General features: G+C 69.2%; 24 protein-coding genes. 8 read left to right on the top strand and 16 right to left on the bottom strand.

The window, feature by feature from the left end; translation table 11 throughout:
- Positions 1-4: 4 nt before the first annotated feature.
- The 4 genes from sctS to RYM47_RS08595 are packed head-to-tail and all read right to left on the bottom strand — an operon-like array spanning position 5 to position 2,293.
- On the bottom strand, positions 5-262 hold the full coding sequence (sctS, locus tag RYM47_RS08610; RefSeq protein WP_315387215.1) for a type III secretion system export apparatus subunit SctS: 258 nt from the start codon (positions 260-262) through the stop codon (positions 5-7).
- A gap of 2 nt (positions 263-264) precedes the next feature.
- Positions 265-930: an EscR/YscR/HrcR family type III secretion system export apparatus protein gene (locus RYM47_RS08605; protein ID WP_315387214.1), complete on the bottom strand. Its 666-nt coding sequence runs from the start codon at positions 928-930 to the stop codon at positions 265-267.
- Entirely contained in the window at positions 927-1,883 is a 957-nt protein-coding gene (locus RYM47_RS08600) for a FliM/FliN family flagellar motor switch protein (protein ID WP_315387212.1), read from the bottom strand. The genes RYM47_RS08605 and RYM47_RS08600 overlap by 4 nt, the downstream gene beginning before the upstream one ends.
- The gene (locus tag RYM47_RS08595) at positions 1,880-2,293 is read right to left on the bottom strand and encodes a hypothetical protein (RefSeq protein WP_315387211.1); all 414 of its coding nucleotides are present in this window, start codon (positions 2,291-2,293) and stop codon (positions 1,880-1,882) included. The genes RYM47_RS08600 and RYM47_RS08595 overlap by 4 nt, the downstream gene beginning before the upstream one ends.
- 504 nt (positions 2,294-2,797) lie before the next feature.
- On the opposite strand from RYM47_RS08595, the gene RYM47_RS08590 reads away from it, so the two are divergent.
- A complete protein-coding gene (locus tag RYM47_RS08590; RefSeq protein WP_315387210.1) occupies positions 2,798-3,097 on the top strand; it encodes a hypothetical protein in 300 nt (99 codons plus the stop codon).
- A 4-nt stretch (positions 3,098-3,101) separates the two neighbouring features.
- Here RYM47_RS08590 and RYM47_RS08585 read toward each other — a convergent pair whose 3' ends face one another.
- From RYM47_RS08585 to RYM47_RS08555, 7 genes are read right to left on the bottom strand one after another with little or no spacing between them, the layout of a single operon-like run.
- Complete coding sequence (locus RYM47_RS08585; RefSeq protein ID WP_315387209.1) at positions 3,102-3,548, bottom strand: hypothetical protein; 447 nt, start codon at positions 3,546-3,548, stop codon at positions 3,102-3,104.
- The gene (locus tag RYM47_RS08580; RefSeq protein WP_315387208.1) at positions 3,532-4,782 is read right to left on the bottom strand and encodes a FliI/YscN family ATPase; all 1,251 of its coding nucleotides are present in this window, start codon (positions 4,780-4,782) and stop codon (positions 3,532-3,534) included. The genes RYM47_RS08585 and RYM47_RS08580 overlap by 17 nt, the downstream gene beginning before the upstream one ends.
- Positions 4,783-4,826: 44 nt before the next feature.
- Positions 4,827-5,222, bottom strand: a complete 396-nt coding sequence (locus RYM47_RS08575) for a hypothetical protein (protein ID WP_315387207.1) — start codon at positions 5,220-5,222, stop codon at positions 4,827-4,829.
- On the bottom strand, positions 5,219-7,285 hold the full coding sequence (locus RYM47_RS08570) for an EscV/YscV/HrcV family type III secretion system export apparatus protein (RefSeq protein WP_315387205.1): 2,067 nt from the start codon (positions 7,283-7,285) through the stop codon (positions 5,219-5,221). The genes RYM47_RS08575 and RYM47_RS08570 overlap by 4 nt, the downstream gene beginning before the upstream one ends.
- The gene (gene sctW, locus RYM47_RS08565) at positions 7,282-8,409 is read right to left on the bottom strand and encodes a type III secretion system gatekeeper subunit SctW (protein ID WP_315387204.1); all 1,128 of its coding nucleotides are present in this window, start codon (positions 8,407-8,409) and stop codon (positions 7,282-7,284) included. Before sctW ends, RYM47_RS08570 begins: the two co-directional genes overlap by 4 nt.
- Complete coding sequence (gene sctC, locus RYM47_RS08560) at positions 8,390-10,078, bottom strand: type III secretion system outer membrane ring subunit SctC (RefSeq protein ID WP_315387203.1); 1,689 nt, start codon at positions 10,076-10,078, stop codon at positions 8,390-8,392. Before sctC ends, sctW begins: the two co-directional genes overlap by 20 nt.
- A 3-nt stretch (positions 10,079-10,081) precedes the next feature.
- Positions 10,082-10,759, bottom strand: coding sequence for a helix-turn-helix domain-containing protein (locus tag RYM47_RS08555; protein WP_315387201.1), 678 nt, complete (start codon positions 10,757-10,759; stop codon positions 10,082-10,084).
- Positions 10,760-10,904: 145 nt separating this feature from the next.
- On the opposite strand from RYM47_RS08555, the gene RYM47_RS08550 reads away from it, so the two are divergent.
- From RYM47_RS08550 to rnfB, 5 genes are all read left to right on the top strand, one after another.
- Positions 10,905-11,297: a VOC family protein gene (locus tag RYM47_RS08550; RefSeq protein WP_315387200.1), complete on the top strand. Its 393-nt coding sequence runs from the start codon at positions 10,905-10,907 to the stop codon at positions 11,295-11,297.
- Between the two features lie 110 nt (positions 11,298-11,407).
- On the top strand, positions 11,408-11,851 hold the full coding sequence (locus tag RYM47_RS08545; RefSeq protein WP_315387198.1) for a DUF2147 domain-containing protein: 444 nt from the start codon (positions 11,408-11,410) through the stop codon (positions 11,849-11,851).
- Positions 11,852-11,966: 115 nt separating this feature from the next.
- The gene (gene metG / locus RYM47_RS08540; protein WP_315387196.1) at positions 11,967-14,048 is read left to right on the top strand and encodes a methionine--tRNA ligase; all 2,082 of its coding nucleotides are present in this window, start codon (positions 11,967-11,969) and stop codon (positions 14,046-14,048) included.
- Between the two features lie 4 nt (positions 14,049-14,052).
- On the top strand, positions 14,053-14,643 hold the full coding sequence (locus RYM47_RS08535) for an HAD family hydrolase (RefSeq protein ID WP_315387194.1): 591 nt from the start codon (positions 14,053-14,055) through the stop codon (positions 14,641-14,643).
- A 25-nt stretch (positions 14,644-14,668) separates the two neighbouring features.
- Entirely contained in the window at positions 14,669-15,109 is a 441-nt protein-coding gene (gene rnfB, locus RYM47_RS08530; protein WP_315387192.1) for an Rnf electron transport complex subunit RnfB, read from the top strand.
- On the opposite strand, the gene RYM47_RS08525 is transcribed toward rnfB, so the two are convergent.
- Complete coding sequence (locus tag RYM47_RS08525; RefSeq protein ID WP_315387190.1) at positions 15,090-15,437, bottom strand: RidA family protein; 348 nt, start codon at positions 15,435-15,437, stop codon at positions 15,090-15,092. The genes rnfB and RYM47_RS08525 overlap by 20 nt on opposite strands.
- Before the next feature lie 140 nt (positions 15,438-15,577).
- On the opposite strand from RYM47_RS08525, the gene mprF reads away from it, so the two are divergent.
- Entirely contained in the window at positions 15,578-18,136 is a 2,559-nt protein-coding gene (gene mprF, locus RYM47_RS08520; RefSeq protein ID WP_315387188.1) for a bifunctional lysylphosphatidylglycerol flippase/synthetase MprF, read from the top strand.
- On the opposite strand, the gene RYM47_RS08515 is transcribed toward mprF, so the two are convergent.
- The 4 genes from RYM47_RS08515 to RYM47_RS08500 form a co-directional block, all read right to left on the bottom strand.
- Positions 18,113-19,465: an AcvB/VirJ family lysyl-phosphatidylglycerol hydrolase gene (locus RYM47_RS08515; protein WP_315387378.1), complete on the bottom strand. Its 1,353-nt coding sequence runs from the start codon at positions 19,463-19,465 to the stop codon at positions 18,113-18,115. The genes mprF and RYM47_RS08515 overlap by 24 nt on opposite strands.
- A 116-nt stretch (positions 19,466-19,581) precedes the next feature.
- The gene (locus RYM47_RS08510) at positions 19,582-20,235 is read right to left on the bottom strand and encodes a DUF998 domain-containing protein (RefSeq protein WP_315387186.1); all 654 of its coding nucleotides are present in this window, start codon (positions 20,233-20,235) and stop codon (positions 19,582-19,584) included.
- Positions 20,232-20,423 carry an oxidoreductase-like domain-containing protein gene (locus tag RYM47_RS08505; protein ID WP_315387184.1) on the bottom strand — a complete coding sequence of 64 codons (192 nt, stop codon included), beginning with the start codon at positions 20,421-20,423 and terminating at the stop codon, positions 20,232-20,234. Before RYM47_RS08505 ends, RYM47_RS08510 begins: the two co-directional genes overlap by 4 nt.
- Before the next feature lie 23 nt (positions 20,424-20,446).
- The gene (locus RYM47_RS08500; protein WP_315387182.1) at positions 20,447-21,049 is read right to left on the bottom strand and encodes a hypothetical protein; all 603 of its coding nucleotides are present in this window, start codon (positions 21,047-21,049) and stop codon (positions 20,447-20,449) included.
- Between the two features lie 139 nt (positions 21,050-21,188).
- Between RYM47_RS08500 and RYM47_RS08495 the strand changes: the two genes are divergently transcribed.
- Entirely contained in the window at positions 21,189-22,334 is a 1,146-nt protein-coding gene (locus tag RYM47_RS08495; RefSeq protein ID WP_315387180.1) for a tetratricopeptide repeat protein, read from the top strand.
- The last annotated feature ends 3 nt before the right edge of the window (positions 22,335-22,337 follow it).

Raw genomic sequence — 22,337 nt, 5'->3', positions numbered from 1 at the left:
GGCCCTACCCGTTCAACGCGGTGTGCAGCGCCAGCCGGGCGAAATCCAGCATGCGCGCGCTCATCCAGGTCATCAGCACCAGCAGGCAGGCGATGACCGCCAGCAGCTTGGCTCCGTAAGGAAGGGTCTGCTCCTGCAACTGGGTGACGGTCTGGAACAGGCCGATGGCCAGGCCGACGATGGTCGCTACCGCGACCGGTGCGGCCGACAGCAGCAGGATCAGCATCAGGCTCTTGTTGCCCATGAACATGATCGCGTCCATGGCTACATCGGCACGTCGAGATACTGGCGGACCAGACCCTGCGAGAGCAGGCTCCAGCCGTCCATTGCCACGAACAGGATCAGCTTGATCGGCGCGGAGATGGTCACCGGGCTCATCATCATCATGCCCAGCGACAGCAGCACGCTGGAGACCACCAGGTCGATCACCACGAACGGCAGGTACAGGTAGAAGCCGATGCGGAAGGCGTCCTTCAGCTCGCTCAGCGCATAGGTGGGCATCAGCGCGAACAGCGAACGCTCGTGCGGCTCCAGCTCGGGCACCGGCATGCCGGGTTCGACATGCCGCGCGCGTTCGAAGAACTTCAGCAGCTCCGGATCGGAATACGTGGCCAGGTAGACCTTGTAGCCGTCGAGGCTGCTATCCAGGAAGGTGACCACGGCGGCGACCGAGTCGAGCGGCGCGTCCAGCGCGAGGTAGGCGTCGTACATGTTCTGCACGATCGGCTGCATCACATAGAAGGCCAGCATCAGCGCCAGCGCGTTGAGCACCATGTTCGAGGGCACCTGCTGCAGGCCCAGACCATTGCGCAGCAGCACGAACACCACCGAGAACTTGAGGTAGCAGGTACCGGCCGCGATCAGGAACGGAAGCATCGCGGCCATCGACATGACCGCGATCAGCGAGATGTCGTTATTGACGAAGTTCATGTCAGCACGGGCGCCTGCGCCAGTTGCACGCCCAGCTGGTCGCCCACCTGGACCAGCTCGCCGCGGGCGATCAGCTGGCCATTGACGCGCAGCTGCAGGTGCTTCCAGGCATCGTCGGGAAGATTGAACACGGTGCCGGGCTGCAACCGGTCAAGCTCGCCAACGGCATGCTGCAGCTGGCACAGCACCACGTCGACGGCAACCGGCAGGCGTCGGATGTCGATGCCGTGTGCCGCGTCGGCGGTGGCCGCAGCGGTGGCGGAGGCGGCAGCGATGTCGGTACCGCCGTCGTCGTCGTCGAGGAAATCGAAGGGTGTATTCACGGAAATGGTCTCAAGGGTGAAATCGAAGGAGTACAGGCGGCGTTGCGCGTAGCGCGCGACCGGGTGCAGCTGATCGAGCAGCAGCACGGCACCCGGCGGCAGGGTGCGCAGGCGATGCAGCGACACGCGCAGGCGCGCGATACCCAGCTCCACCGGCAGGCGCAGCGCCTGCATGGCCGGCGTCAGACCGGTGCCGGCGGCGCAGTCGGCGCGTTCGATCCAGGCCGGCCCCTGCGCAGTGTCCAGGCAGGGCTGCGGGCCGCTGGCCAATGCCAGCGCGGTCACCGGGACCACGTCGCGCAGGGTGATGGCCGCGCCATGGAACGCTGCGGCGGAAATGTCGAGCAGGGGCTGGTCCGGCAACCAGCAGGCCACCGCGTTGCGGTCGACCAGTTCGGACCAGGCGAATCCGGCCATCGCCGGCAACATCGCCGGACACCACTGTTCTGCCGGCACCACCAGGCGCAGGTCGCCGGCGTGGCCGCTGACGTCGAAACGCAGCACGGCGCCGCGCGCCGGCAGCGGCTGCCACGTCGGGGTGATGCCCGCGCGTGCGCAGGCAGCGATGGTGGAGGCCTGCGCAACAGCGGCAGGGGTCAGGGCCGGGAAGGGCCAGCGCAGTGTGTTCATGCCTGGCCCTGGTCGCCGCGACGCTCGTCGGTGGCGGTATCGGTGTTGTCCACGGCGATCTGCAGTTCAACCCCGGCCGGGGCCGTCGCCGAAGACAGCGCCTGCCCCACGCGCGACGACGAAGGCTGCATGTGCAGGCGACCACCGTCCAGCCGCGCGGTGACGGAGTGCCCGGCGCCCCAGCTGCTGAAGGACACCTGGATCTGGCTGGCCGCTTCTGCACGCTGGACCATGGCGGACTGGAGGGCCTCGGCTTGGCGCACTGCCCGCACCTGCTGGCGGGTACCGACATTGGCGTCGGCGCGGCGCGCTTCGGCCAGCGACTGGGCGTCCGGCCCGGTCTCCGACTGCGGCGCGGTCGACACGGGTGCGGGGATCGCCACCGACGCCGCGACGGTGTCGCCACGCATTGCCGGGTCGTCGGACGGCGATTGCGCCCCTGCCGGCGCGCCTGCCTGGCCCGGCTTTGCCCCTGCAACCTGCGCCGGAGCGGGCACCGGATGATTGCAGGCTGCGGGCGCGGACGCAGCGACCGATGCCCTGGCGGCGCCGCGCCGTGCATGCGCGCTGGCTGCAGCGCCTGGCGCGACGCCTGCACCGCAGCCGCTGCTGCGTCGCTGCCTGCTTCAACCTGCACGACACTACCGGCCGGCGTGGAGGGCGGCGCAACAGTAACGGACGCAATCGCAGAACCGGCCGTTGGCGCGGCGGGCGCGGCAGGCGCGGCAGGCGCGGCAGAATCGGGAGACGCTCCACGCGTCGGCTGCGACCCGGGCGTAGCGGAACCACGCGCCAATGGTGCCGTAGCGCTTTCGGTACCCGGCACGGCGCCCGGCACCACCGGCTGATGGGCTGTCTGCACATCGACGCGCGTCCGCGAACGCGGCGCCGGCGCCGGCGCCGGCGTGTCCAGCATGGACACCGGCTCGGGCAACGTCACCGTGGGCAGGGCGCCAGCCGCCAGCGGCGCGCCTGCATGCGCACCTGCGGTGGTGCGGTCGCTGTCGTCGCGCCGGGTCATGACCGCACGCGCAACGGCGGCGGCGGCGTCGTCAGGGGTCGGCGGAAGTTCCAGCTCCAGCGGGCTGACATCCGCCAGCGTGGTCTCGAACGCCTCCGACGGGCGAGCCTGCGGCTGGCGTGCCTGCACGCGCTCGCTCAGCGGCACCGGCTGCACCGGGCCCACTGCGGTCATCGCGGCCTGCGCGTCTTGAATGGTCAGCGACATGTGTATTCCTCTTGGATCTGGCGGTCCTGGCGACGCAGGCGTGCCTTGCGGTGGTGCTGGTCGAGGTGCGCGCCGACCGCCTGAAGCCGGCGGGCGCGTGATTGGTTGCCAGCGGCGGCCTGGTGCAGCTGCTGTTCCTGTTCGCGGGCATCGGCCGCCTGTTCCCGGAGGTGCCCCGCACGCAGTTCGCACTCCAGGACGTGCGCGCGCGCAATGGCGACGCCGCGCAGGCGCTCGAACAGGCGCTGCCGGTCCAGGCCGGGCTCTTCGCCAAGCTGCGCCTGCTGCAGGCGTTCGTCGGCCGCGCTGCGCAGGCTGTGCGCCTCGCGGTCGTGTCGCTCGGCCTGCGTGGCCTGGTCCTGCGCGTCGCAACGCAGGCGCTGCGCGCGGTGTTCCAGCAGCGTGGCCAGGCGGGCGGGGTCAGCGGGCGAGCGCATCGAGGGCCTCCAGCGCGGCGTCCAGCGCCACCGGTTCGTGCAGCGGCTGGCGCAGGAACGCCAACAGCCGGGGTTCGCGCGCGATGGCGTCGTCCTGTTCGGGCTGCACACCGGGCCGGTACTCGCCGATGTCGCGCAGCAGCTGCAGGTCGTCGAGCCGACCCATGACCGCACGCACGCGGGTGGCCGCGGCCGCCTGGCGTTCGCTGGCCAGCTGCGGATACAGCCGGCTGGCGCTTCGCAGCACGTCGATGGCCGGGAAATGACCGCGCTGCGCCAGGCGTGGGCTGAGGTACACATGCCCGTCCAGCAGCGACTTGACCTCTTCGCCGACCGGATCGGGATCGGCGTCGTCTTCGAGCAGCACCGTGTAGAAGGCGGTGATGCTGCCACTGCGCGCATTGCCCGGGCGTTCGACCAGGCGCGGCAGCGCTTCGAACACCGAGGCCGGGAAGCCACGCCGCGCGGGCGGTTCACCGGCCGACAGCGCCACGTCGCGCAACGCGCGTGCATAGCGGGTGGCCGAGTCCATGACCAGCAGCACACGGCTGCCCTGGTCGCGGAAATACTCGGCAACGCGGGTGGCGACCATGGCGGCGTTGACCCGCGTGGCTGGCGACGAATCGGAGGTCGCCTGCACGATGATGGTGCGCGCGGCGGCTGGCCCCTGGCGGATGGCGTCGACGAACGAGGCCACTTCACGCCCGCGTTCGCCTACCAGCGCCACTACGCGCACGTCGCAGTCCGCATGGCCGAGCAGCATTTCCACGAGCGTCGTCTTGCCGCAGCCGGCGGCGGCGAAAACGCCCATGCGCTGGCCCTCGCCCACGGTCAGCAATGCGTCCAGCGCTCGGATGCCGGTGGCGAACGGCACCTGGATCGCGCGCCGCTGGCGGTAGTCCAGCGGCGCGGCATGCACCGCCGCGGGTACGCCCGGCGTGTCCACCGGGTCGCCCTCGCGCAGCCGTTCCACTACATCGCCGAACCCGTCCAGTACGCAGCCCAGCAGATGCGTACCCAGTGAGACCTGCAACGGCTGCCCCGTCGCCGCCACCACCACGTCGGCGGCCAGGCGCACCGGCGCACCGATCAGCGCCAGGGTGGCCACGCCGTGGTCGACCCGGGTGACCACGCCGTGGGTCAGCACGCGGTCGTCGCAGGCCGAACGGCGCACGTGGCAGTGTTCGCCCACGGCCACGTCGGCCAGCGGCACGCGCAGTTCGCCTGCGCGCATCGCCAACGGAGTGGCACAGGGCCGCCAGCAGGGCACGGCAGCTGTCACCGCAGCAGCGCCTGCAGTTCGAGTACGCGGGCGTGGAAGCCTTCGATCGCCGACGCCAGCAGGCTGGACTCGTGGCGGCAGTCAGGCTGCAGCGCACCGCCGACCAGGCAGCCTTCGTCGAGCTGGCGCAGGGCCAGGCATCCGTTGGCGAAATGCGCCGCCGGCGACGACAGCGCGGCCAGCAGTTCATCGGCGCGATTGCTGAAGCGCTCGGCGGGCGATGTGTCCAGCCGGCCCCACAGGTAGACCATGTCGTCAACCGGGTCGAGCAACAGCTCGCCCACGTCGGCAAAGCCCATCACCACGGAGGAATGTGTGTCGAACTGGAAGCGCGACGGGTCGCAGCCCAGCTCCTGGAGGGCGGCGTTGAGGGTATCCAGCAGGGAGGTCATATGCTCCTCATCACATCAAGGGTGACCGTGTCGGAGATCTCGGCAAACGAGAGCACCGGGGTCGCGGGTAGGCGGTTTTCTATGAAGCGTTTGACGAAGCGGCGGATGTCCGGCGCCACCATCAGCACCACGTCGGGGCGGCGCGCGGTGATGTCGCCGACATGCAGGGCGAAGCGGTCCATCAGTTCGCCCGCTTCGGCCGGTTCGAGGTTGAGGTAGGCCGCGCCCTGGCTCTGGCGGATGCCGGCGCGGATCTGGTCTTCGACCGGGCTGGAGACCAGGATGGCGGGGATGCGCCCGTCGCGGGCGAAGCGCGCAGAGATGTAGCGCGACAGCGCGCCGCGCACGTGCTCTACCAGCAGGATCACGTCCTTCTCGCGCTGGCCCCACTGCGCCAGCGTTTCCAGTACAACCTTCATGTTGCGGATGGACACGTCTTCGCGGAGCAGGCGCTGCAGCACTTCGGCCACGCGCTGGATCGGCATGTGCCGGTAGGTTTCCTTGACCAGCTCCGGGAAGCGCTTCTCCAGCGCGTCCAGTACATGCTTGGCCTCCTGGATGCCGAACAGTTCCCCGACGTTGCGCAGCACCGCGCCGTGTACCAGCCGGCGCAGCTCCTCGTAGTCGCTGGAGACCTCGCAGCCCAGCGCGCGCACATCCTGGTGGGCCTCGGCCAGCACCCAGCGCGCATTGCCGCCTTCGTGCGGCACCACCAGACCCATGTCCAGCGCCTCCAGCTCGTCCTGCCTTCCCCATACCCGGACATGCCCGCCCACCACGTGCGCACTGGCGGCCGGTATCTCATTGATCAGCACCTTCACCTCGTGCTCTTTCGCCGGTTCATGGCTGCGCAGCACCAGCGGCGCCAGCTGCATGCCCGTGTTGATGAAGGCGTCGTGGCGCAGCTGTTCTTCCCACTGCCCCGCCACCCCCGCTTCATGCAGCGGCGGCGGCATCAGCAGGATCAGCGGCAGGGTTTCGCTGGTCAGGCGCGCAGCGGCGCTGTCGCCCTGCCCGGCCGGCGCGCCGGCGGCGCCGGACCCTGCACCTGCACCGGCATCGCCGTCAGCGGTGGCGCCACGGCGCAGGCGCCACGCCAGCATCGCGGCCAGGCCGACCGCCAGGCCGGCGAACACCGGCAGCGGGAAGCCCGGCAGCAGGCCCAGCAGCAACACCAGCACCGCACCGGTGCCCAGCACCAGGTTGCTGTTGAACAGCTCGCCCAGGATGTTCGCCCCCAGGTTGTTGCTCTCGCCGCTGACCCGGGTGACGATGAAGCCAGCGCTGATGCAGATCAGCAGCGCGGGGATCTGCGCGACCAGGCCGTCGCCGATGGTCAGCAGGGTGAAGGTGTTGAGCGCCTGCGAGAACGCCATGCCATGCTGCAGCATGCCGACGGCGATGCCGCCGAACAGGTTGACGAACACGATGACGATGCCGGCGATGGCGTCGCCCTTCACGAACTTCATGGCGCCATCGTAGGAACCGTACAGCTGGCTTTCGCGCTCCACGTCGCGACGGCGGCGTTGCGCTTCTTCAGAGGTGATGGCTTCGGCGCGCAGGTCGGCGTCGATGCTCATCTGCTTGCCGGGCATGCCGTCCAGCGAGAAGCGCGCGACCACTTCACCGATACGCTCGGAGCCCTTGGTGATGACGATGAACTGGACCAGGGTGATGATCGCGAAGATCACCGCACCGACCACGAGGTTGTCGCCGACCACGAAATCGCCGAACGCGCTGATCACCTGGCCGGCGTCCGCGTCGAGCAGGATCAGGCGGCTGGTGCTGACCGACAGCGCCAGACGCATCAGCGTGGTGAACAGCAGCACCGAAGGGAACGTGGAGAAACTGAGGATGCGTTCGACATAGAACGAGCTCAGGAAGATCACGATCGCCACGGCCATGTTCAGGCCGATCAGCAGGTCGACGAGGAAGGTCGGCAGCGGGATGATCAGCATCGCCACGATCACTGCCATCAGCACCACCAGCGCCAGCTCCGGGCGCAGCACGCCGCGCGCGCGGGCGGCAAAGCCGGTGGCGGACGGGTTGGTCACGCTGCTCATACGCTCACCCCTGCGGCATGGCTGGCCTGCCAGCGTTCGCGTTTCATGCTTTCCACCACCATGACCTCCAGGGACTGCACCGCGCGTTCGCGCGCCACGTCATCGCTCCACACGGCGTCGGGCAGGCCGCCCAGCGCGCGCCGCAACGCTTGCATAAGCCGCGCGCGCTCCGGCGCCGACAACGCCACGCGCGCATCGGCCAGTGGGCCGGCAAACAACCCGGCCCAGTCCTGCAGGCCACGCACCACGTCGAGCAGGCCGCCGATCACCGCTTCGGCGGTGGTGGACAACCGGGCCAGCAGGCGGTCGCGGGTAGCCTCCTGGACCAGCAGCTGGTCGGTGGAGCGCAGCACCGCCAGGTTGCGCACCTGGCGCAGCAGGCGGCCGAACTCCAGGTGCGAGGCACTGGGGTCGAGCGAATACATGTCCGCGCCCAGCGCCTGCTCCATGAAGTCGACCACCTGAGCGCGCCGCTCGAAGCCATACAGCGCGATCCAGCCGGCGTATTCGCCCACGCAGTCCTGGTGGTTGCCGATGAAATCGCGATAGCTCTGGCGCAGGGCACGCGCGGAGAACTGGCTCGCACGTGCGGCCAGGCGCGCCTTGACCGCGACATTCACGCCGCCGCGCAGGGCGGCGCCCTGCCCCAACGCCGCCTGCTCGGCCAGCAGCTGCTCCATGGCCTGCTGCAGCAGCTCGCGGGCTTCATCGATTTCGTCATCGGCCAGCAGCGAACGCAGCACCGCCAGCATGTCGCTGGGATCCGGGAACAACTGTTTGAGCAGGGCAAGCAGCTGCACCGGGCTGCGCATGCCGTCGAGCAGCGCGCGCAGGTTGCCGACCTTGCCGTGGACCTCGTCGTCCAGCACATGGTCGATCCAGGCCTGCGATTCGCTGCTGCCGCTGGTCTGCTGGCCGTCGCGCCGGCGCTGCAGCGAGGCCACCAGCGCGCCCAGGTCGTCCTGCATGGACAACGCGGTGCTGAGCATGCCCGGCCGCGACGGTTTACCCGACGCGGACGTGATGTCGCGCGATGCATCGTCACGGTCGCCCGGCGCCGCGACCTGGCGCGGCGTGATCGGCAGCGGCGCGGTCTGCGGTCGGTTAATGGCCGGCAGTGCCATGCGCGCCCTCCACAGCGTTGAAGGCCGGGTGCAGTGCGCGGAACGTGTCGTGCACGGCGTCGCCCACGCCGGGGCCATAGACCTCCGGCATGCGGTACGGGTCGACCGGGTCACTGCCGGTGAGCAGGCGCGGCTGGATCAGGAACACGCGCACCAGGTTCTCGGCCGACTGGCTGTCCTGGCCGAACAGCTTGCCCACGCCGGGAATGCGTCGCAGGCCCGGAATGCCGCTGTAGCCGACATCGGTCTGGCTGCGGGTGTAGCCGCCCACCAGCAGGCTGAGCGGGTGCGGTACGCGCGCCACGGTATCGATCACGGTGCGGTTGACCAGTGGCAGGGTGTCCACCAGGCGGCTGGTGTCGGCGGCGCCGTCTTCGATCTTCAGCTGCATTTCCACTTCGTTGCTGCTGGAAATGCGGGGCCGGACGCTGATCAGCGTGCCGTAGGTCACCGGCTCCAGCGAGGTGGCGCGCTCGCCCACCAGCTGCGCGTAGAAGGTCTGGTTGCTGTCGAAGTACGCCGGGATGTTTTCCTGGGTCAGCAGCACCGGACGCGAGACGATGTGCGCGTCGCCCTTGCTGGCCATGGCCTGTACCGAGGCCAGGAAACGGGTGCCGTCCAGGGTGCTGACCGAACCGGCCTGGTTGATGCCGATCTTCAGCCGGTTGCCGACGTTGATGCCGCCGCTCCAGGTGACGCCAAGGCGGTCGAGCTGGGTCTTGCGGATGTCGATGATCCACAACGACAGTTCGATCTGCTTGCGCGGCACGTCCAGTTCACCGACCAGGCGTTTGACCTGTTCGATCTGTGCCAGGGTGCCGCGCACGATCAGGCTGTTGGTTTCGGCGTAGGCCATGATCACCGCCGGCGACGGCCCCACCGGCACGCTGCCGACCCGCTGCGTGTCCGCAGCCGGCGCCGGGGTGGCGGGCAGCAGCTCCCCGGTGATGGCGGCCGGATCGACCGGCAGCGGTGGCTGCTTGACCACGGCGCCGAAGTCGCCGAGCTGCAGCACGCTGGCCAGTACGTCGGCCATGCCCGGCAGTGAGGTTTCGGCGGTGCGCAGGCCGAAGCGACGACCATTGACGAAGCTGTGCTCCAGCGTGAGCACTTCCACATGGTGCGGGCTGGCGTCGGCGCCTTCGTACAGGTCGTCGAGGTAGCGCGCGGCATTGAGGACGATGTCCACGTACACCGGCGGACCGGCCACGTAGAAGGTGCCGTCCGCGCCACCGCCGCGCACCGGATAGCGCGCGTCCGACAGCCGCGCCTTGCGCAGGAAGTCGGCCAGCGTGGCCACCGAGGTCGAGCGCAGGCGGCCGACCGCGTTCTTCTGCTCGCTGGCGTCGTACACGTAGATCGAGGTGCTGTCGCTGTACCAGACCAGGCCCAGCTCGGCGGTGACCTTGGCCAGCACATCGAACGGGCGGGCCAGGTCGAAGCTGCCGGACACCTTTTTCTTGTGGGCCTTCGGGCTGATCACCACGGCCTGGCGCGCGCGCGTCCCGATCGCATTGAGCAGGTGGTCGGCGCTGTCGGCGCGCGAGACGAAGCCGGTGGCATGCGGCAGGTCGGCGCGGTCGGAGATCGCGGTGCCTTCCAATGGGGTCTGCGCCAGTGCGGGCGAACCAACGAACAGCAACAACAGGAACAACGACAGGGAACGCATGGGTTACTCGTTGGGCGTCGAAACGGCCCGGTAGACGGAAAGGGGAGAACAGCCGATCAGCGATTTCACGTCCGTGCAGAAATGCGACAGAGACGCGTAGCCGTGGTCGGCTGCGAGGTAGGTGAACGAGCGCGCACGCCCGGGATAGGCGAGCAGCGCCCGCGCCGCGCGCTGGATGCGCAGCTCGCGCTTGAGCGGACGGCCCAGCACCTGCCGGCAGCGCCGGTGGAACTGGGCCGAGGACAGGCCGTAGCGCTCGGCCAGTGCGGCGACGGAGTTGTCGCCGCCTTCCTCGAGCAGGAAGCGCATCAACCCATAGTTTTCGCTGCGCGCCAGATGGCGCAGCAGGCAGGCCGCCGGGGTGTCTTCGTCCTGCCCGGCGCCGCGCGCCAGCTGGTCGATCAGCCACGCGGCCGCCACGTCCGGCACCTCCAGCGCTGCCGGCACCGACCAGCACAGGGGCTGCGGCTCGCCGACCGGGCGCTGCACGCCGCTGGCATGGTCGTAGTGGGCCAGCGCGCGGGCCATGCCGCTGCCCGCCAGCGCCACCGACTGCAGCCCGGTGCCACGCGGCAACGGCAGGCCGGCCAGCAGCAGGCGCTCACCGGGCGCGAGGCGGACGGGCTGGCCGCCGACGCTGAGCTGGGCCAGCTCTTGACCTGCATTGACAATGGCGTACATCCGACCCCTCCCTTCGACAAGGGCTGCATGGTGAAGACGGGGTGGGGGCAAGGCTCTACAAGAAGTTAGAAAGCCGACGCGAGTTGGGGTATTTGTATCGGTCCCGCTCAGACAGTTGCGCGTTCGCGCCACCAGGAATCGATCCATGACACCGCTGCTCGGCATCCACCACGTCGCCCTGATCTGTGCCGATTACGACCGATCGCGCGATTTCTACGTGCGCATCCTGGGCCTGACGGTGAAGGCCGAGCACCATCGCGCCGCGCGCGACTCCTGGAAGCTGGACCTGGCCCTGCCCGACGGTGGGCAGCTGGAGCTGTTCTCGTTCCCGGCGCCACCGCCCCGGCCCAGCCGCCCCGAGGCGCAGGGCCTGCGCCACCTGGCGTTCCGGGTCGCCGCGCTGGAGCCGATGATCGAGCGCCTGGCCGCCGAGGGCGTAGCCTGCGAACCGATCCGCACCGATGAATACACCGGCCAGCGTTTCACCTTCTTCGCCGACCCCGACGGGCTGCCACTGGAACTCTACGAAGTCGACTGAACAGGTTGCAGTCGGCGCATGGGATCCGTTCCGTACCAGAGCGAATGGGTATACAGTCCAGCTGTCCCGGCCGAACGCCGGCATCCACGTACATCCCTGGGAGGGGAAACATGCGCAAGACGTTCAAGACCCTGCTGCTGGCGCTGCCGTTGGTGATGGCCGCACTGTCCGCTTCGGCCGCCGACAGCGCGGTGGGCCGCTGGAAGACCATCGACGACAAGACCGGCCAGGTGAAGTCGATCGTGGAAATCACCCAGGCCGCCAACGGCACCCTCAGCGGCAAGGTGGTGGAAGTGCTGAAGTCGGACAAGGGCCCGAACCCGGTCTGTGACGACTGCAGCGGCGCCAACAAGGGCAAGCCGGTGAAGGGCATGACCATCCTGTGGAACCTGAAGCCGGACGGCGACCACAAGTGGGCCGGCGGCACCGTGCTGGACCCGGCCAACGGCAAGACCTACAAGTCCAAGGTGGAACTGCACCAGGGCGGCAAGAAGCTGGACATGTCCGGCTGCGTGGCCTTCATCTGCCGCGCCCAGACCTGGGTTCGCGAGTAAACGCAAACCCCCGCAGGATTAAGCACATGGGGCCGCAGCGGGGTGACCGCTGCGGCCCTTCGTCTTTGCGGGGAGCATGCGATAATCCCGCGTTCCCCCGGCACCCACGCAGACCATGACCCGCACCGCTCTCGTCACCACCGCCCTGCCCTACGCCAACGGCCCGCTGCATCTGGGCCATCTGGTCGGCTACATCCAGGCTGATATCTGGGTGCGCGCGCGGCGAATGAGCGGCGGCAAGACCTGGTTCGTGTGCGCCGACGACACCCATGGCACCCCGATCATGCTGGCCGCGGAAAAGGCCGGGGTGACCCCGGAGGCGTTCATCGCCTCCATCCAGGCCAGCCACGAGCGCGATTTCGCCGCGTTCGGCGTCGCTTTCGACCACTACGATTCGACCAACTCGGCCGGCAACAAGGCCCTGACCGAAGCGTTCTACCTCAAGCTCGAAGCGGAAGGGCACATCACGCGCCGTTCGGTGGCCCAGTTCTACGACCCGGCCAAGGGCATGTTCCTGCCGGACCGTTACATCAAGGGCATCTGCCCAAACTGCGGCACAGCCGACCAGTACGGCGACAACTGCGAAGTGTGTGGCGCCACCTATGCGCCGACCGACCTGAAGGACCCGCGCTCGGTGATTTCCGGTGCGACTCCGGAAATCCGCGACTCGGAGCACTTCTTCTTTGAAGTCGGCCGCTTCGAGAGCTTCCTGCGCGAGTGGCTGGCCGGCGACGTAGCGTTGCCGGGTGTGAAGGCCAAGCTCGGCGAATGGCTCAATGCCGAGGGCGGCCTGCGCGCCTGGGATATTTCGCGCGATGCCCCCTACTTCGGCTTCCAGATTCCCGGCCACCCGGGCAAGTACTTCTACGTGTGGCTGGATGCGCCGATCGGCTACCTGTCCAGCTTCCAGGCCCTGTGCGCGAAGACCGGTGAGGATTTCGACGCGCACCTGCGTGCCGGCACCAGCACCGAGCTGCACCACTTCATCGGCAAGGACATCGTGAACTTCCACGGCCTGTTCTGGCCGGCGGTGCTGCACGGCACCGGCCACCGCGCGCCGACCCGCCTGCACGTCAACGGCTACCTGACCGTGGACGGCGCCAAGATGAGCAAGTCGCGCGGCACCTTCGTGATGGCCCGCACCTTCCTCGACGCCGGCCTCGAGCCGGAAGCGCTGCGCTACTACTACGCCGCCAAGTCCGGCGGTGGCGTCGACGATCTCGACCTGAACCTGGGTGACTTCATCGCCCGCGTCAACGCCGACCTGGTCGGCAAGTTCGTCAACCTGGCCAGCCGCTGCGCCGGCTTCATCAGCAAGCGCTTCGACGGCCAGCTGGCCGCGCAGCTGCCTGATGCCGCGCAGTACCAGCGCTTCGTCGACGGCCTGGCGCCGATCCGTGAAGCCTACGAGCGCAACGACCCGGCCGCGGCGATCCGCCTGACCATGACCCTGGCCGACGAAGCCAACCGCTACATCGACGACGTCAAGCCGTGGGTCATCGCCAAGCAGGAAGGCGCCGACGCGCAGCTGCAGGCCGTGTGCAGCCAGGGCCTGAACCTGTTCCGCGTGCTGGTCACCGCGTTGAAGCCGGTGCTGCCGGCCACCGCCGCGCAGGCCGAGGCCTTCCTGGCCGCGCCGGTCAACGACTGGACCGAGCTGGCGCAGCCGCTGCTGGGCCACCGCATCACCGACTACACCCCGCTGTTCACCCGTATCGACCCGAAGAAGATTGACGCCATGATCGACGCCTCCAAGGACACCCTGCAGCCGGCCGCTGCCGCCGCCCCCGCCGCCAAGACCGAAGCGGTCAAGCCGGCCGCCTCGGCCCCGGCCAAGGACGACGCAAAGAGCGCCGACGCCCCGGCCTACATCGGCATCGACGATTTCGCCAAGCTCGACCTGCGCATCGGCAAGGTGCTGGTCTGTGAGTTTGTGGAAGGTTCGGACAAGCTGCTGCGCTTCGAACTGGACGCCGGCGAGCTGGGCAAGCGCCAGATCTTCTCCGGCATCCGTGGCAGCTACGGCGAGCCGGAAACGCTGGTCGGCCGCAGCGTGGTGTTCATCGCCAACCTGGCCCCGCGCAAGATGCGCTTCGGCCTGAGCGAAGGCATGATCCTGTCGGCCGGTTTCGACGGTGGCGCGCTGGCACTGCTGGATGCCGACAGCAGCGCATTGCCGGGCATGCCGGTCCGGTAACACCGTGGAACTGGCGCTGTTCGACTTCGACAACACCATCACCGACTGCGATACCTATGCGCGTTTCCTGCGCCGGGTGGCCACGCCGGAACAGCTGGCGCATGCCTGGTGGAAGGTCGGACCGTGGCTGCTGGCGTATCGGCTGAAACTGATCTCGGCCGAGCGCATCCGCGCGCGCGTCACCTGGCTGGTGATGCGCGGCCGGCATGGCGACGACATCGCGGCGCAGGCCGCCGGCTTCGCGCGCGACGTGCTGCCCGGCGTGGTGCACCCGAAGATGCTCGAGCAGATCCGCTGGCATCAGCAGCAGCGCCACACCGTGGTGGTGGTATCCGGCTCGCTGGACCTGTACCTGCGCCCGTGGTGCGAAAGCATGGGCGTGGAGATGCTGTGCAACCGGCTGGAGGGCAGGGACGGGCGGCTGACCGGCCGCTACGCCGACGGCGACCTGGGCCCGCGCAAGGCCGAACGGATTCGCAGCCGCTATGACCTGTCGCGCTATCTGCGCATCCATGCGTACGGGGACAGCCGCGAAGACCGCCCGATGCTGGCCCTGGCCCACGAGCGCTGGTATCGCGGCAGATTGATGAAGTGAACCCACCGCGCAGCCATCGCCACGCATGACAATGCCCCCGCCCTCCCTCACCGAACGCCTCGACCGGCTGCTGCCGCAGACCCAGTGCGGGCAATGCGGCTTCGACGGCTGCCGCCCGTATGCCGAGGCGATGGCGCGCGGCGACGCGGGCGTGGACCATTGCCCGCCCGGTGGCGATGCCGGCGCCCGCGCATTGGCGAAGGTGCTGGGCGTGCCGGCCCTGCCCTACGACCGCAGCCGCGGCCAGCACCTGCCCCCGCAGGTGGCGCGGGTGGTGGAGGCCGACTGCATCGGCTGCACCAAGTGCATCCAGGCGTGTCCGGTGGATGCGATCGTGGGCGGTGCCAAGTACATGCACACGGTGATTGCCGACCTGTGCACCGGGTGCGAGCTGTGCATTCCACCGTGTCCGGTGGATTGCATCGAGTTGGCACCCACGGATTACGTCAGGGCAGCGCGGCCGTAACCACGATTTCGACCTTCCAGTCCGCGTCGGCCAGCTTCGCTTCCACGGTGGCGCGGGCCGGCGTCATGCCGGGCACCACCCACTCGTCCCACGCGGCATTCATGCCGGCGAAATCGGCCATGTCGGCCAGGAAGACCTCCGCGCGCAGCACGTGCTGCTTGTCGCTGGCCACCAGCGCCAGCAGCTTGTCGATTTCCTCCAGCACCTGGCGGGTCTGCCCGGTGATGTCCTGGCTGGTGTCTTCGGGGATCTGTCCGGAGAGGTAGGCGACCTTGTTGTGCACGGTCATCTCGGACATGCGCGGACCGACATCGTAGCGTTCGATCATGGCGTGGACTCCTCTGTGATGGTGCAGCCATTGTCGCCGATGCCGCCACACCGCGCACACGCACCCCGCTTGGCAACGGCGGGCCGGAAGCGCACGATTCCCCGGCAAGGCACGGTGTCGTGCCGGAACCCGCTGCCTCGATGACCGATTCCGTCACTGCCCCTTCGTCCCGCCTCGGCTGGCGCCGCGCGGCGACCATCCTCTTCAGCCTGGGGATCCTGGCACTGGCTCTGCGTGGCCTGGCCAATGAGTTCGACGATCACGGTTACCGTGCCATTCGCGACGCATTCCACCAGCTCGGTGCCGGCCAGATCGCGCTGACCGTGGTGCTGGGGCTGGCCAGCTACGCCTGCCTGATCGGGTTCGATGCGATCGGCCTGCGCCGCAGCGGTAAACGCCTGCACCCCGCGCGCGTGGGCATCACCGCGTTCCTGGCGCATACGCTGGGCCAGACGCTCGGCTTTGCCGCGCTGACCGGCGGCGCAGTGCGCCTGCGTGGTTACGGCGGCGCGGGCTTGAGCCTGGCCGAGATCGGCCAGGTGGTGCTGATGAGCACGCTGGGCTTCGTGTTCGGCGCCTGGCTGCTGCTGGCGCTGGCGTTCCTGCTCGAGCCCGGCGCGGCGGCGCTGGCGCTGCCGGTGTCGGCACAGGCCGTGCGCGTGCTCGGTGGCGTCGCGCTGCTGGCCTATGTGGGCACCGTGCTGCTGGTCGGCCGCGACGGCCGCAGCTTCCACATCCGCGGGCACGCGCTATGGCTGCCGGACCGGCGCACCATGTTGGGGGTCACCGCGCTCAGCGTGGTCGAGCTGGTGCTGGCCAGCGCGGCGTTCTACGTGCTGTTGCCGATGGATACCCCAACCGGCCTGCCCGGCTTCGTCGGCCTGTACCTGGTGGCGGTGCTGGCCGGGCTGATCTCCAGCGTGCCGGCCGGATTGGGCGTGTTCGAATGGAGCCTGCTCAAGCTGTTGCCGCAGGTGGCGCCGGCTGCCGTGCTGGCGGCGGCGCTGATCTACCGCGTCACCTATTACGTGCTGCCGTTGCTGCTGGCCCCGTTGCTGGCGGTCGCGCCGGCGCTGCGCCGGCCGCTGACGGTCGGAGCCGGCGCCACGCGCGCCGGCTGGACCGCGCTGCGGCCGTGGCTGCCCCAGATCATCGCGCTGGCGGTGTTCAGCGTCGGCGCGGCGCTGGTGATCGACGGGACCCTGCCGACGCCACGCCGACACCTGCTACACGCTTCGCTGCCGATCCTGGAAACCTCGCACCTGCTCGGCAGCCTGGCCGGGGTGGTGCTGCTGCTGATCGGCCAGGGCCTGCAGCGCCGCAGCCATGCCGCGTGGGTGCTGGCGCTGGCGATCTGCGTGATCGCGCCGCTGCCGATCTGGCTGCGCGGCGGGCAGGTGCTGATCGCCCTGGCTTCGGTGCTGGTGGCGATGGCGCTGTGGGCCTCGCGTCGCGAGTTCTACCGCCAGGGTGCGCTGCTGGACGAAGCCTGGTCGTGGCCCTGGATCCGCAACCTCGGGCTGGTGCTGGTGGCGGTGATCTGGCTGCTGTTCTTCGTCTACAGCCACGTGGAATACCAGAATGAGTTGTGGTGGCAGTTCGCCGCGCAGGGCAACGCGCCACGTGCGCTGCGTGCGCTGCTGGTGGTGGCGATCGCCTTGGCGATCTTCGGGCTGGCGCGGCTGCTGCACAGTACGCGCACGCCGTTGCCGGCCGCCGATGCCACCACCCTGGACGCACTCGCGCCGATCCTGCAGGAGGCGCAGGACACCCAGGCCTGCCTGGTGCTCACCGCCGACAAGGCGGTGCTGCGCGATGCGGCCGGGCTCGGCTTCGTGATGATGCAGCGCTATGGGGGTTCGTTGATCGCGATGGGTGACCCGGTGGGGCCGCCGGAGGTGGCCCGCGCATTGATCTGGCGCTTCCGCGAGGAGGCCGACCGACTCGGCCTGCGCCCGGTGTTCTACCAAGTCGGCGAAGCCTATTGGCAGACCTATCTGGACCTGGGCCTGACCCTGGTGAAGCTGGGCGAGGAAGCGATGGTCCCGCTGCAGGACTTCGGATTGGAAGGACGCGAACGTGCCGACCTGCGCCAGGCCTGGAACCGGGGCAAGCGCGGTGGGCTCAGCTTCCGCGTGGTCGCGCCAGCCGACGTCCCGGCCTTGATCCCCGCGCTGGCAGTGGTCTCGCAGCAATGGCTGGAGGACAAGGCCGGCGACGAGAAGGGCTTCTCGCTGGGCAGTTTCGATCCGGCCTACCTGGCCCGTTTCCCGGTGGCGGTGGTCGAGGCGGAAGGTCGCATCGTGGCCTTCGCCAACCTGTGGCAGGCGCCGGCCGGCCATGAGCTGTCGGTGGACCTGATGCGACATGTGGACGATGCCCCGAAGGGCACGATGGATTTCCTGTTCATCGAGCTGTTCCTGTGGGGCCGCGAAAACGGCTTCCACCGTTTCTCGCTGGGCATGGCGCCGCTTTCGGGCCTTGCCCAGCACCGACTGGCGGGTCGCTGGAACCGCTTCGCCAATGTCGTGGCCCGCCATGGCGAGCGCTTTTACGGCTTCAGCGGCCTGCGCCGCTTCAAGTCCAAGTTCGCCCCGCAGTGGCGCTCGCGCTATCTGGCGGCCCCCGGCGGCATGCATCTGCCGGCTGCATTGCTGGATGCCACGCGGCTGATCTCACTTTCCCCCCGCAAAGGGTAGAGCCGGGCCCTGCCCGGCTGCCCGGCCAAGACGCTCCAGCAGCGTCTTCGCCAGGCGGTCATAGTCACCCTTGAAATGATGGTCGCCGGGCAGCGCGATCACCTCGGCGTGCCCCTTGGGCAGCTCCGGGCACAGCGCATCTTTGTCGTCCTCCCCGTACAGGCACAGCGTACGGTCGGCCGGCAGCCTGGCGATTTCAGGCGCGATCGGCAGTCCACCGTCGCCACCGCCCAGCCAGTTGCTGACATGGAATTCGTAATCGGCCTTGCGACCCACCGACATCAACCCGATCAACGCCACCGAATCGCGCGTGGCCGGATCCAGCTGGTTGATCGCCGCCGGCAGTACATCCGCGCCCTGCGAGAAGCCGACCAGCAGCAGGCGCTTGCGCTGCCACTGCCGCCCGTAGTGCTGCGCGATGCGCTCCAGGTCGCGGGCAAAGCCTTCGGGGGTGCGCGCGGTCCAGAAGTAGCGCAGCGAGTCCACGCCCACCACCGACACGCCGCCTTCGCTCAGCGCCGCGGCCACGTCCTTGTCCAGGCCGGCCCAGCCACCATCGCCTGAAACGAAAATGGCCAGGGTGTCGCCCGGCGTGCGTGACGGAACTTCCACCACCGGCAGCCCCTTCAGGTCGTCCGGCGGCGGCGCCAGGCTGATGCCCTTCTGCGCACCGATCACCTGCACTGCGGCCTGCAGGCCCGGCAGGTCGGAACCGCTGTCGGTGCGCTGGAACTGACGCCCCATATCCACGCGGCGCACGAACGCGGCGGCGTCGCCGGCGGCGCAGTGGTGGTCCCCAGCGGCGTTCAACCAAGGAAAACTCAACTCGGCAGGCTGCAGGCGGCCATGGCTGACACCGGCGCCACAGACCGCGCGCTCGCGCGCCTGGTCCGGGCAGAATCCGGTGGTGACCAGACCGGCGAAGATTCGGGTATCAGCCTGGGCAGCGACCGCATAGGCCAGCTCGGCCCCGACGCCGTCACCGCCGATCAGCGGCAGGTGATAACCCGGCACGTGCAGATAGGCCTGCACCCAGCGCGAGAAGTTTTCCACGTCGCCCGCGCCAAACGAACAGGTGCCTCCGCCCTCCGCTGCCAGCGCCTTGCGCAGACGGGCCACGTCCACCTGCGCGACCAGCGCGCCCTGCGCACGCAGCGCTTCCAGGCGTTGCTGCGTCACTGCGGCCTCACGGCCGCCATCGAACCAGATCACCACGCGCTGCGGGTGGCCGTCCGGGGCATGGATCGGGATGTCCTGGAAGCGTCCGTGACTGACCTGCTGTGGAGCCGCCGAGGCCGGCAGCGCACCCCACAACGATGCCACGCCCATCACCACGCCCACTGCCCTGCCCACACTGGCTCGCCGCATCGTCACGCATCCTGGAATAGTGGCCCCACGATACGCCTGTCCCCTGCCAACGGCATGTACACAGGCTGGCAGCAGCGTCAGTGCCTGCAGGCCTCGGCAGCCGCCGCACGCCGCGCCTGGCGCCACGACTGCAGTGCCGCCACGCCCAGCCACAGCACCACTGCGGCGATCACCAGCTTCTGCCCAGCGCCGCGCGGCGGGCCCCGCCACAGCACATGCAGCCAGAGCAGCGCAAAACACAGCCATGCCCACCACCAGGCCATGCTGGCCCAGCGTGTCCACTGCGGATCCGCACGCAGATACCAGCTCTGCAGCAGCATGGCCACGCTCACGCACAGGAAGGCGGTATTGGCGGCAAGCCCGTGCACCAGCGGCGCCAGCAGCGGTGCCTGCTCCGGCAGCCAGCTGTCACCAATCGCCACGCCCATCAGGCCCAGTCCGGCAATGCAGAACAGCAACGGCGCGGCCGCACTGCGGCGGGGCGAGCGGCTGGCCGCGTACAGCGACCAGGCCAGCAGCATGATCGCCAACGCGAGCACGCAGTAGGCAGTGCGCAGCGCCAGGCCCCACGGCCCGTGCAGATAGAGGCTCAGGGTGGCCTGCACCCAGTCCAGGTCCTGTCGCGCCCATTGCGTCCACAGGGCGATGAGCACGAACCCGGCCAGCGCCAGCAGCGCGAGTTGCGCAACATGGGCATGCAGGGGCAGGCGAACGCGCGGGGCGGCACTCACGGTTCGGCCTCGGGATGGCGCAACCGCCAGGCGGCCAGTGCGGCGCGGTAGCGCTGCAGTTCATCGCTGTAGAGGTCCAGCACGCACAGCGGACAGCCGCTGCCGCAGCATTCGTTGGGGCCGGGCTCTTCCGGCGCGATCGGGCGCGGATCCGGGTCTGCGGCGGGGGTAGGCAGGGGAACAGGCATGCGCCCAGTGTAAGCGACCCGCCTCAACGCACAAGCCGGCGGCGCAGGTTGGCGCGCGCGGCGGCATCCAGCCGCTGGTGGAAGAACTCGCTGAGGAAGATCCGCGGGCTGCGCAGCAGATGGCTCAGGAAGCGCCGTCGGTTGAGCCGGAACAGGAAGCCCGGGACGTGCCCGGCATACTCCTCGGCAATGCCCCGGTCGTACGCGTCGAACACGTCGGGGGAGGCGCCCAGGATTGCCATGTCGCAGTCCAGGAACAGCGCCGCTTCCGGGTCCACGTCGCTGGCGCCGAGCGTGCCATGCCGCGCGGTCAGCAGGATCAGCTGCTCCACCCGCTGCCCGTCCACGCCCGCGCCGGGCAACCAGCGTTCGATCTGCGCCAGCGCCAGCGCCGCCGAACGCGCCTCGTTGTCCTTGCGCCCGGCGTCGTAGATCGCGTCGTGGTAAAGCGCGGCCAACTGCACCTCGCGCGGGTGCTGCCAGCCGGGCCCGTTGGCCACCGCCTGGCAGTGCTGCAGTACCGCGCGCACGTGCGCGTATCCGTGATAGGCCCGTGGCGGTGCCGCGTAGGCAGCTTCCAGGTCAGCCTGCATGGCCGCCGGCAGGGAGAGCGGTGCGAAGGTCATGGCCGCATCATTGGCCGGTCCCGGGGCCGAAGGCAAGCACGACCATGGGCGCAGCAGCCCGACAAGCGGCGCGCGGACAGCCGCGACCGGGCCTAGACTGGACTCACGAATGCTCGGTCATCCCTGCGAGGTGAACGCGATGAACGGCTGGAAATCCCTTGCCCTGCTGGCCCTGCTGGCGTCTGCTGCGTGTCCTGCGCTGGCGGTTGTGCCGCCACCCACCGCCCCCGCCGCCGCGCTGGACGCGGCCGTGCAGCCGGTGCCCTCCCCCGAGCAGATCCTGGCCATCCCGCCCGAGCTGCGCGCGTTGCTGCAGCAGCGGGTCATTGCGGCCGCCAATTCACGCGAACAGCGGCTGGAGCGCTTGGTGCACCTGATCTTCGACGAAGACGGCATGCATCTGGAGTACGACCCCTACGCCACCCACACCCTGGCCGAAACGTGGCAGACCCATCGCGCCAACTGCCTGTCGTTCACCCTGATGTTCGTGACCCTGGCGCGGGCTGCTGGGATCGACGCACGCGTGCAGGAGGTGGCGCAGGTGGTCACCTGGCACCAGGACGAAGGCGTGATCTACAACGTCGGCCACGTCAATGTCGGGCTCAACCTCAATGGGCGTACCGCCGTGGTCGACCTGGACCGCAACGTGCTGTACGACCGCTACGGGCCGCGCCCGATCACCCAACAGCGCGCACTGGCGCACTTCTACAACAACCGCGGGGCGGCGCAGATGGCCGACGGCAACACCGCGCAGGCGCGCGCCTACCTGGATGCCGCCTTGGCCATTTCACCGGAGTTTCCGGCCGGCTGGAACAACCTGGGGGTGCTCGATACACGGCTCGGTCGGCTGGACCAGGCACGCCAGGATTACGAGAAGGCCCTGCAGCTCCAGCCCCGGCATGTGGCGGCGCTCACCAATGCCAGCGCGCTGTACCGGAGGCTGGGCGACGGGCGTCGCGCCGACCGCCTGGCAGCCCGCCTGCAGCAGGTGCAGAAGGCAGATCCGTTCGCGCAGTTCCGGCTGGGCAACGAAGCCGAGCAGCGCCACGACTATGTGCACGCCATCGATTACTACCAGCGTGCGATACGCCTCTACAGCTCCGCGCACCAGTTCCATTTCGGACTGGCACGCGCCTATTTCCTTGCCGGCGACACCCGCCGCGCATCACTTGAAATGACCCGCGCCCGCGATCTGTCCGGTGAGAATGCCGACACGCTGCGCGCAACCTACCAGGCCAAGCTGGACAGCCTGCAGCGGTGGCGGCAGCGCACCGCCGCCAACTGAACG

It is taken from the genome of uncultured Stenotrophomonas sp. (assembly GCF_963519125.1).
Lineage (GTDB): Bacteria > Pseudomonadota > Gammaproteobacteria > Xanthomonadales > Xanthomonadaceae > Stenotrophomonas.
The sequence above is the reverse complement of the archived record's forward strand: the minus strand, read 5'-3'. Positions and strand labels throughout refer to the sequence as shown.

Bases quoted from the DNA above. Each gene is read 5' to 3' on its own strand.
- sctS (WP_315387215.1), bottom strand. From the start codon at position 262: ATGGACGCGATCATGTTCATGGGCAACAAGAGCCTGATGCTGATCCTG.
- RYM47_RS08605 (WP_315387214.1), bottom strand. From the start codon at position 930: ATGAACTTCGTCAATAACGACATCTCGCTGATCGCGGTCATGTCGATG.
- RYM47_RS08600 (WP_315387212.1), bottom strand. From the start codon at position 1,883: ATGAACACACTGCGCTGGCCCTTCCCGGCCCTGACCCCTGCCGCTGTT.
- RYM47_RS08595 (WP_315387211.1), bottom strand. From the start codon at position 2,293: ATGCGTGGCGACACCGTCGCGGCGTCGGTGGCGATCCCCGCACCCGTG.
- RYM47_RS08590 (WP_315387210.1), top strand. From the start codon at position 2,798: ATGGACACCGGCTCGGGCAACGTCACCGTGGGCAGGGCGCCAGCCGCC.
- RYM47_RS08585 (WP_315387209.1), bottom strand. From the start codon at position 3,548: ATGCGCTCGCCCGCTGACCCCGCCCGCCTGGCCACGCTGCTGGAACAC.
- RYM47_RS08580 (WP_315387208.1), bottom strand. From the start codon at position 4,782: ATGCGCGCAGGCGAACTGCGCGTGCCGCTGGCCGACGTGGCCGTGGGC.
- RYM47_RS08575 (WP_315387207.1), bottom strand. From the start codon at position 5,222: ATGACCTCCCTGCTGGATACCCTCAACGCCGCCCTCCAGGAGCTGGGC.
- RYM47_RS08570 (WP_315387205.1), bottom strand. From the start codon at position 7,285: ATGAGCAGCGTGACCAACCCGTCCGCCACCGGCTTTGCCGCCCGCGCG.
- sctW (WP_315387204.1), bottom strand. From the start codon at position 8,409: ATGGCACTGCCGGCCATTAACCGACCGCAGACCGCGCCGCTGCCGATC.
- sctC (WP_315387203.1), bottom strand. From the start codon at position 10,078: ATGCGTTCCCTGTCGTTGTTCCTGTTGTTGCTGTTCGTTGGTTCGCCC.
- RYM47_RS08555 (WP_315387201.1), bottom strand. From the start codon at position 10,759: ATGTACGCCATTGTCAATGCAGGTCAAGAGCTGGCCCAGCTCAGCGTC.
- RYM47_RS08550 (WP_315387200.1), top strand. From the start codon at position 10,905: ATGACACCGCTGCTCGGCATCCACCACGTCGCCCTGATCTGTGCCGAT.
- RYM47_RS08545 (WP_315387198.1), top strand. From the start codon at position 11,408: ATGCGCAAGACGTTCAAGACCCTGCTGCTGGCGCTGCCGTTGGTGATG.
- metG (WP_315387196.1), top strand. From the start codon at position 11,967: ATGACCCGCACCGCTCTCGTCACCACCGCCCTGCCCTACGCCAACGGC.
- rnfB (WP_315387192.1), top strand. From the start codon at position 14,669: ATGACAATGCCCCCGCCCTCCCTCACCGAACGCCTCGACCGGCTGCTG.
- RYM47_RS08525 (WP_315387190.1), bottom strand. From the start codon at position 15,437: ATGATCGAACGCTACGATGTCGGTCCGCGCATGTCCGAGATGACCGTG.
- mprF (WP_315387188.1), top strand. From the start codon at position 15,578: ATGACCGATTCCGTCACTGCCCCTTCGTCCCGCCTCGGCTGGCGCCGC.
- RYM47_RS08515 (WP_315387378.1), bottom strand. From the start codon at position 19,465: ATGGGCGTGGCATCGTTGTGGGGTGCGCTGCCGGCCTCGGCGGCTCCA.
- RYM47_RS08505 (WP_315387184.1), bottom strand. From the start codon at position 20,423: ATGCCTGTTCCCCTGCCTACCCCCGCCGCAGACCCGGATCCGCGCCCG.
- RYM47_RS08500 (WP_315387182.1), bottom strand. From the start codon at position 21,049: ATGACCTTCGCACCGCTCTCCCTGCCGGCGGCCATGCAGGCTGACCTG.
- RYM47_RS08495 (WP_315387180.1), top strand. From the start codon at position 21,189: ATGAACGGCTGGAAATCCCTTGCCCTGCTGGCCCTGCTGGCGTCTGCT.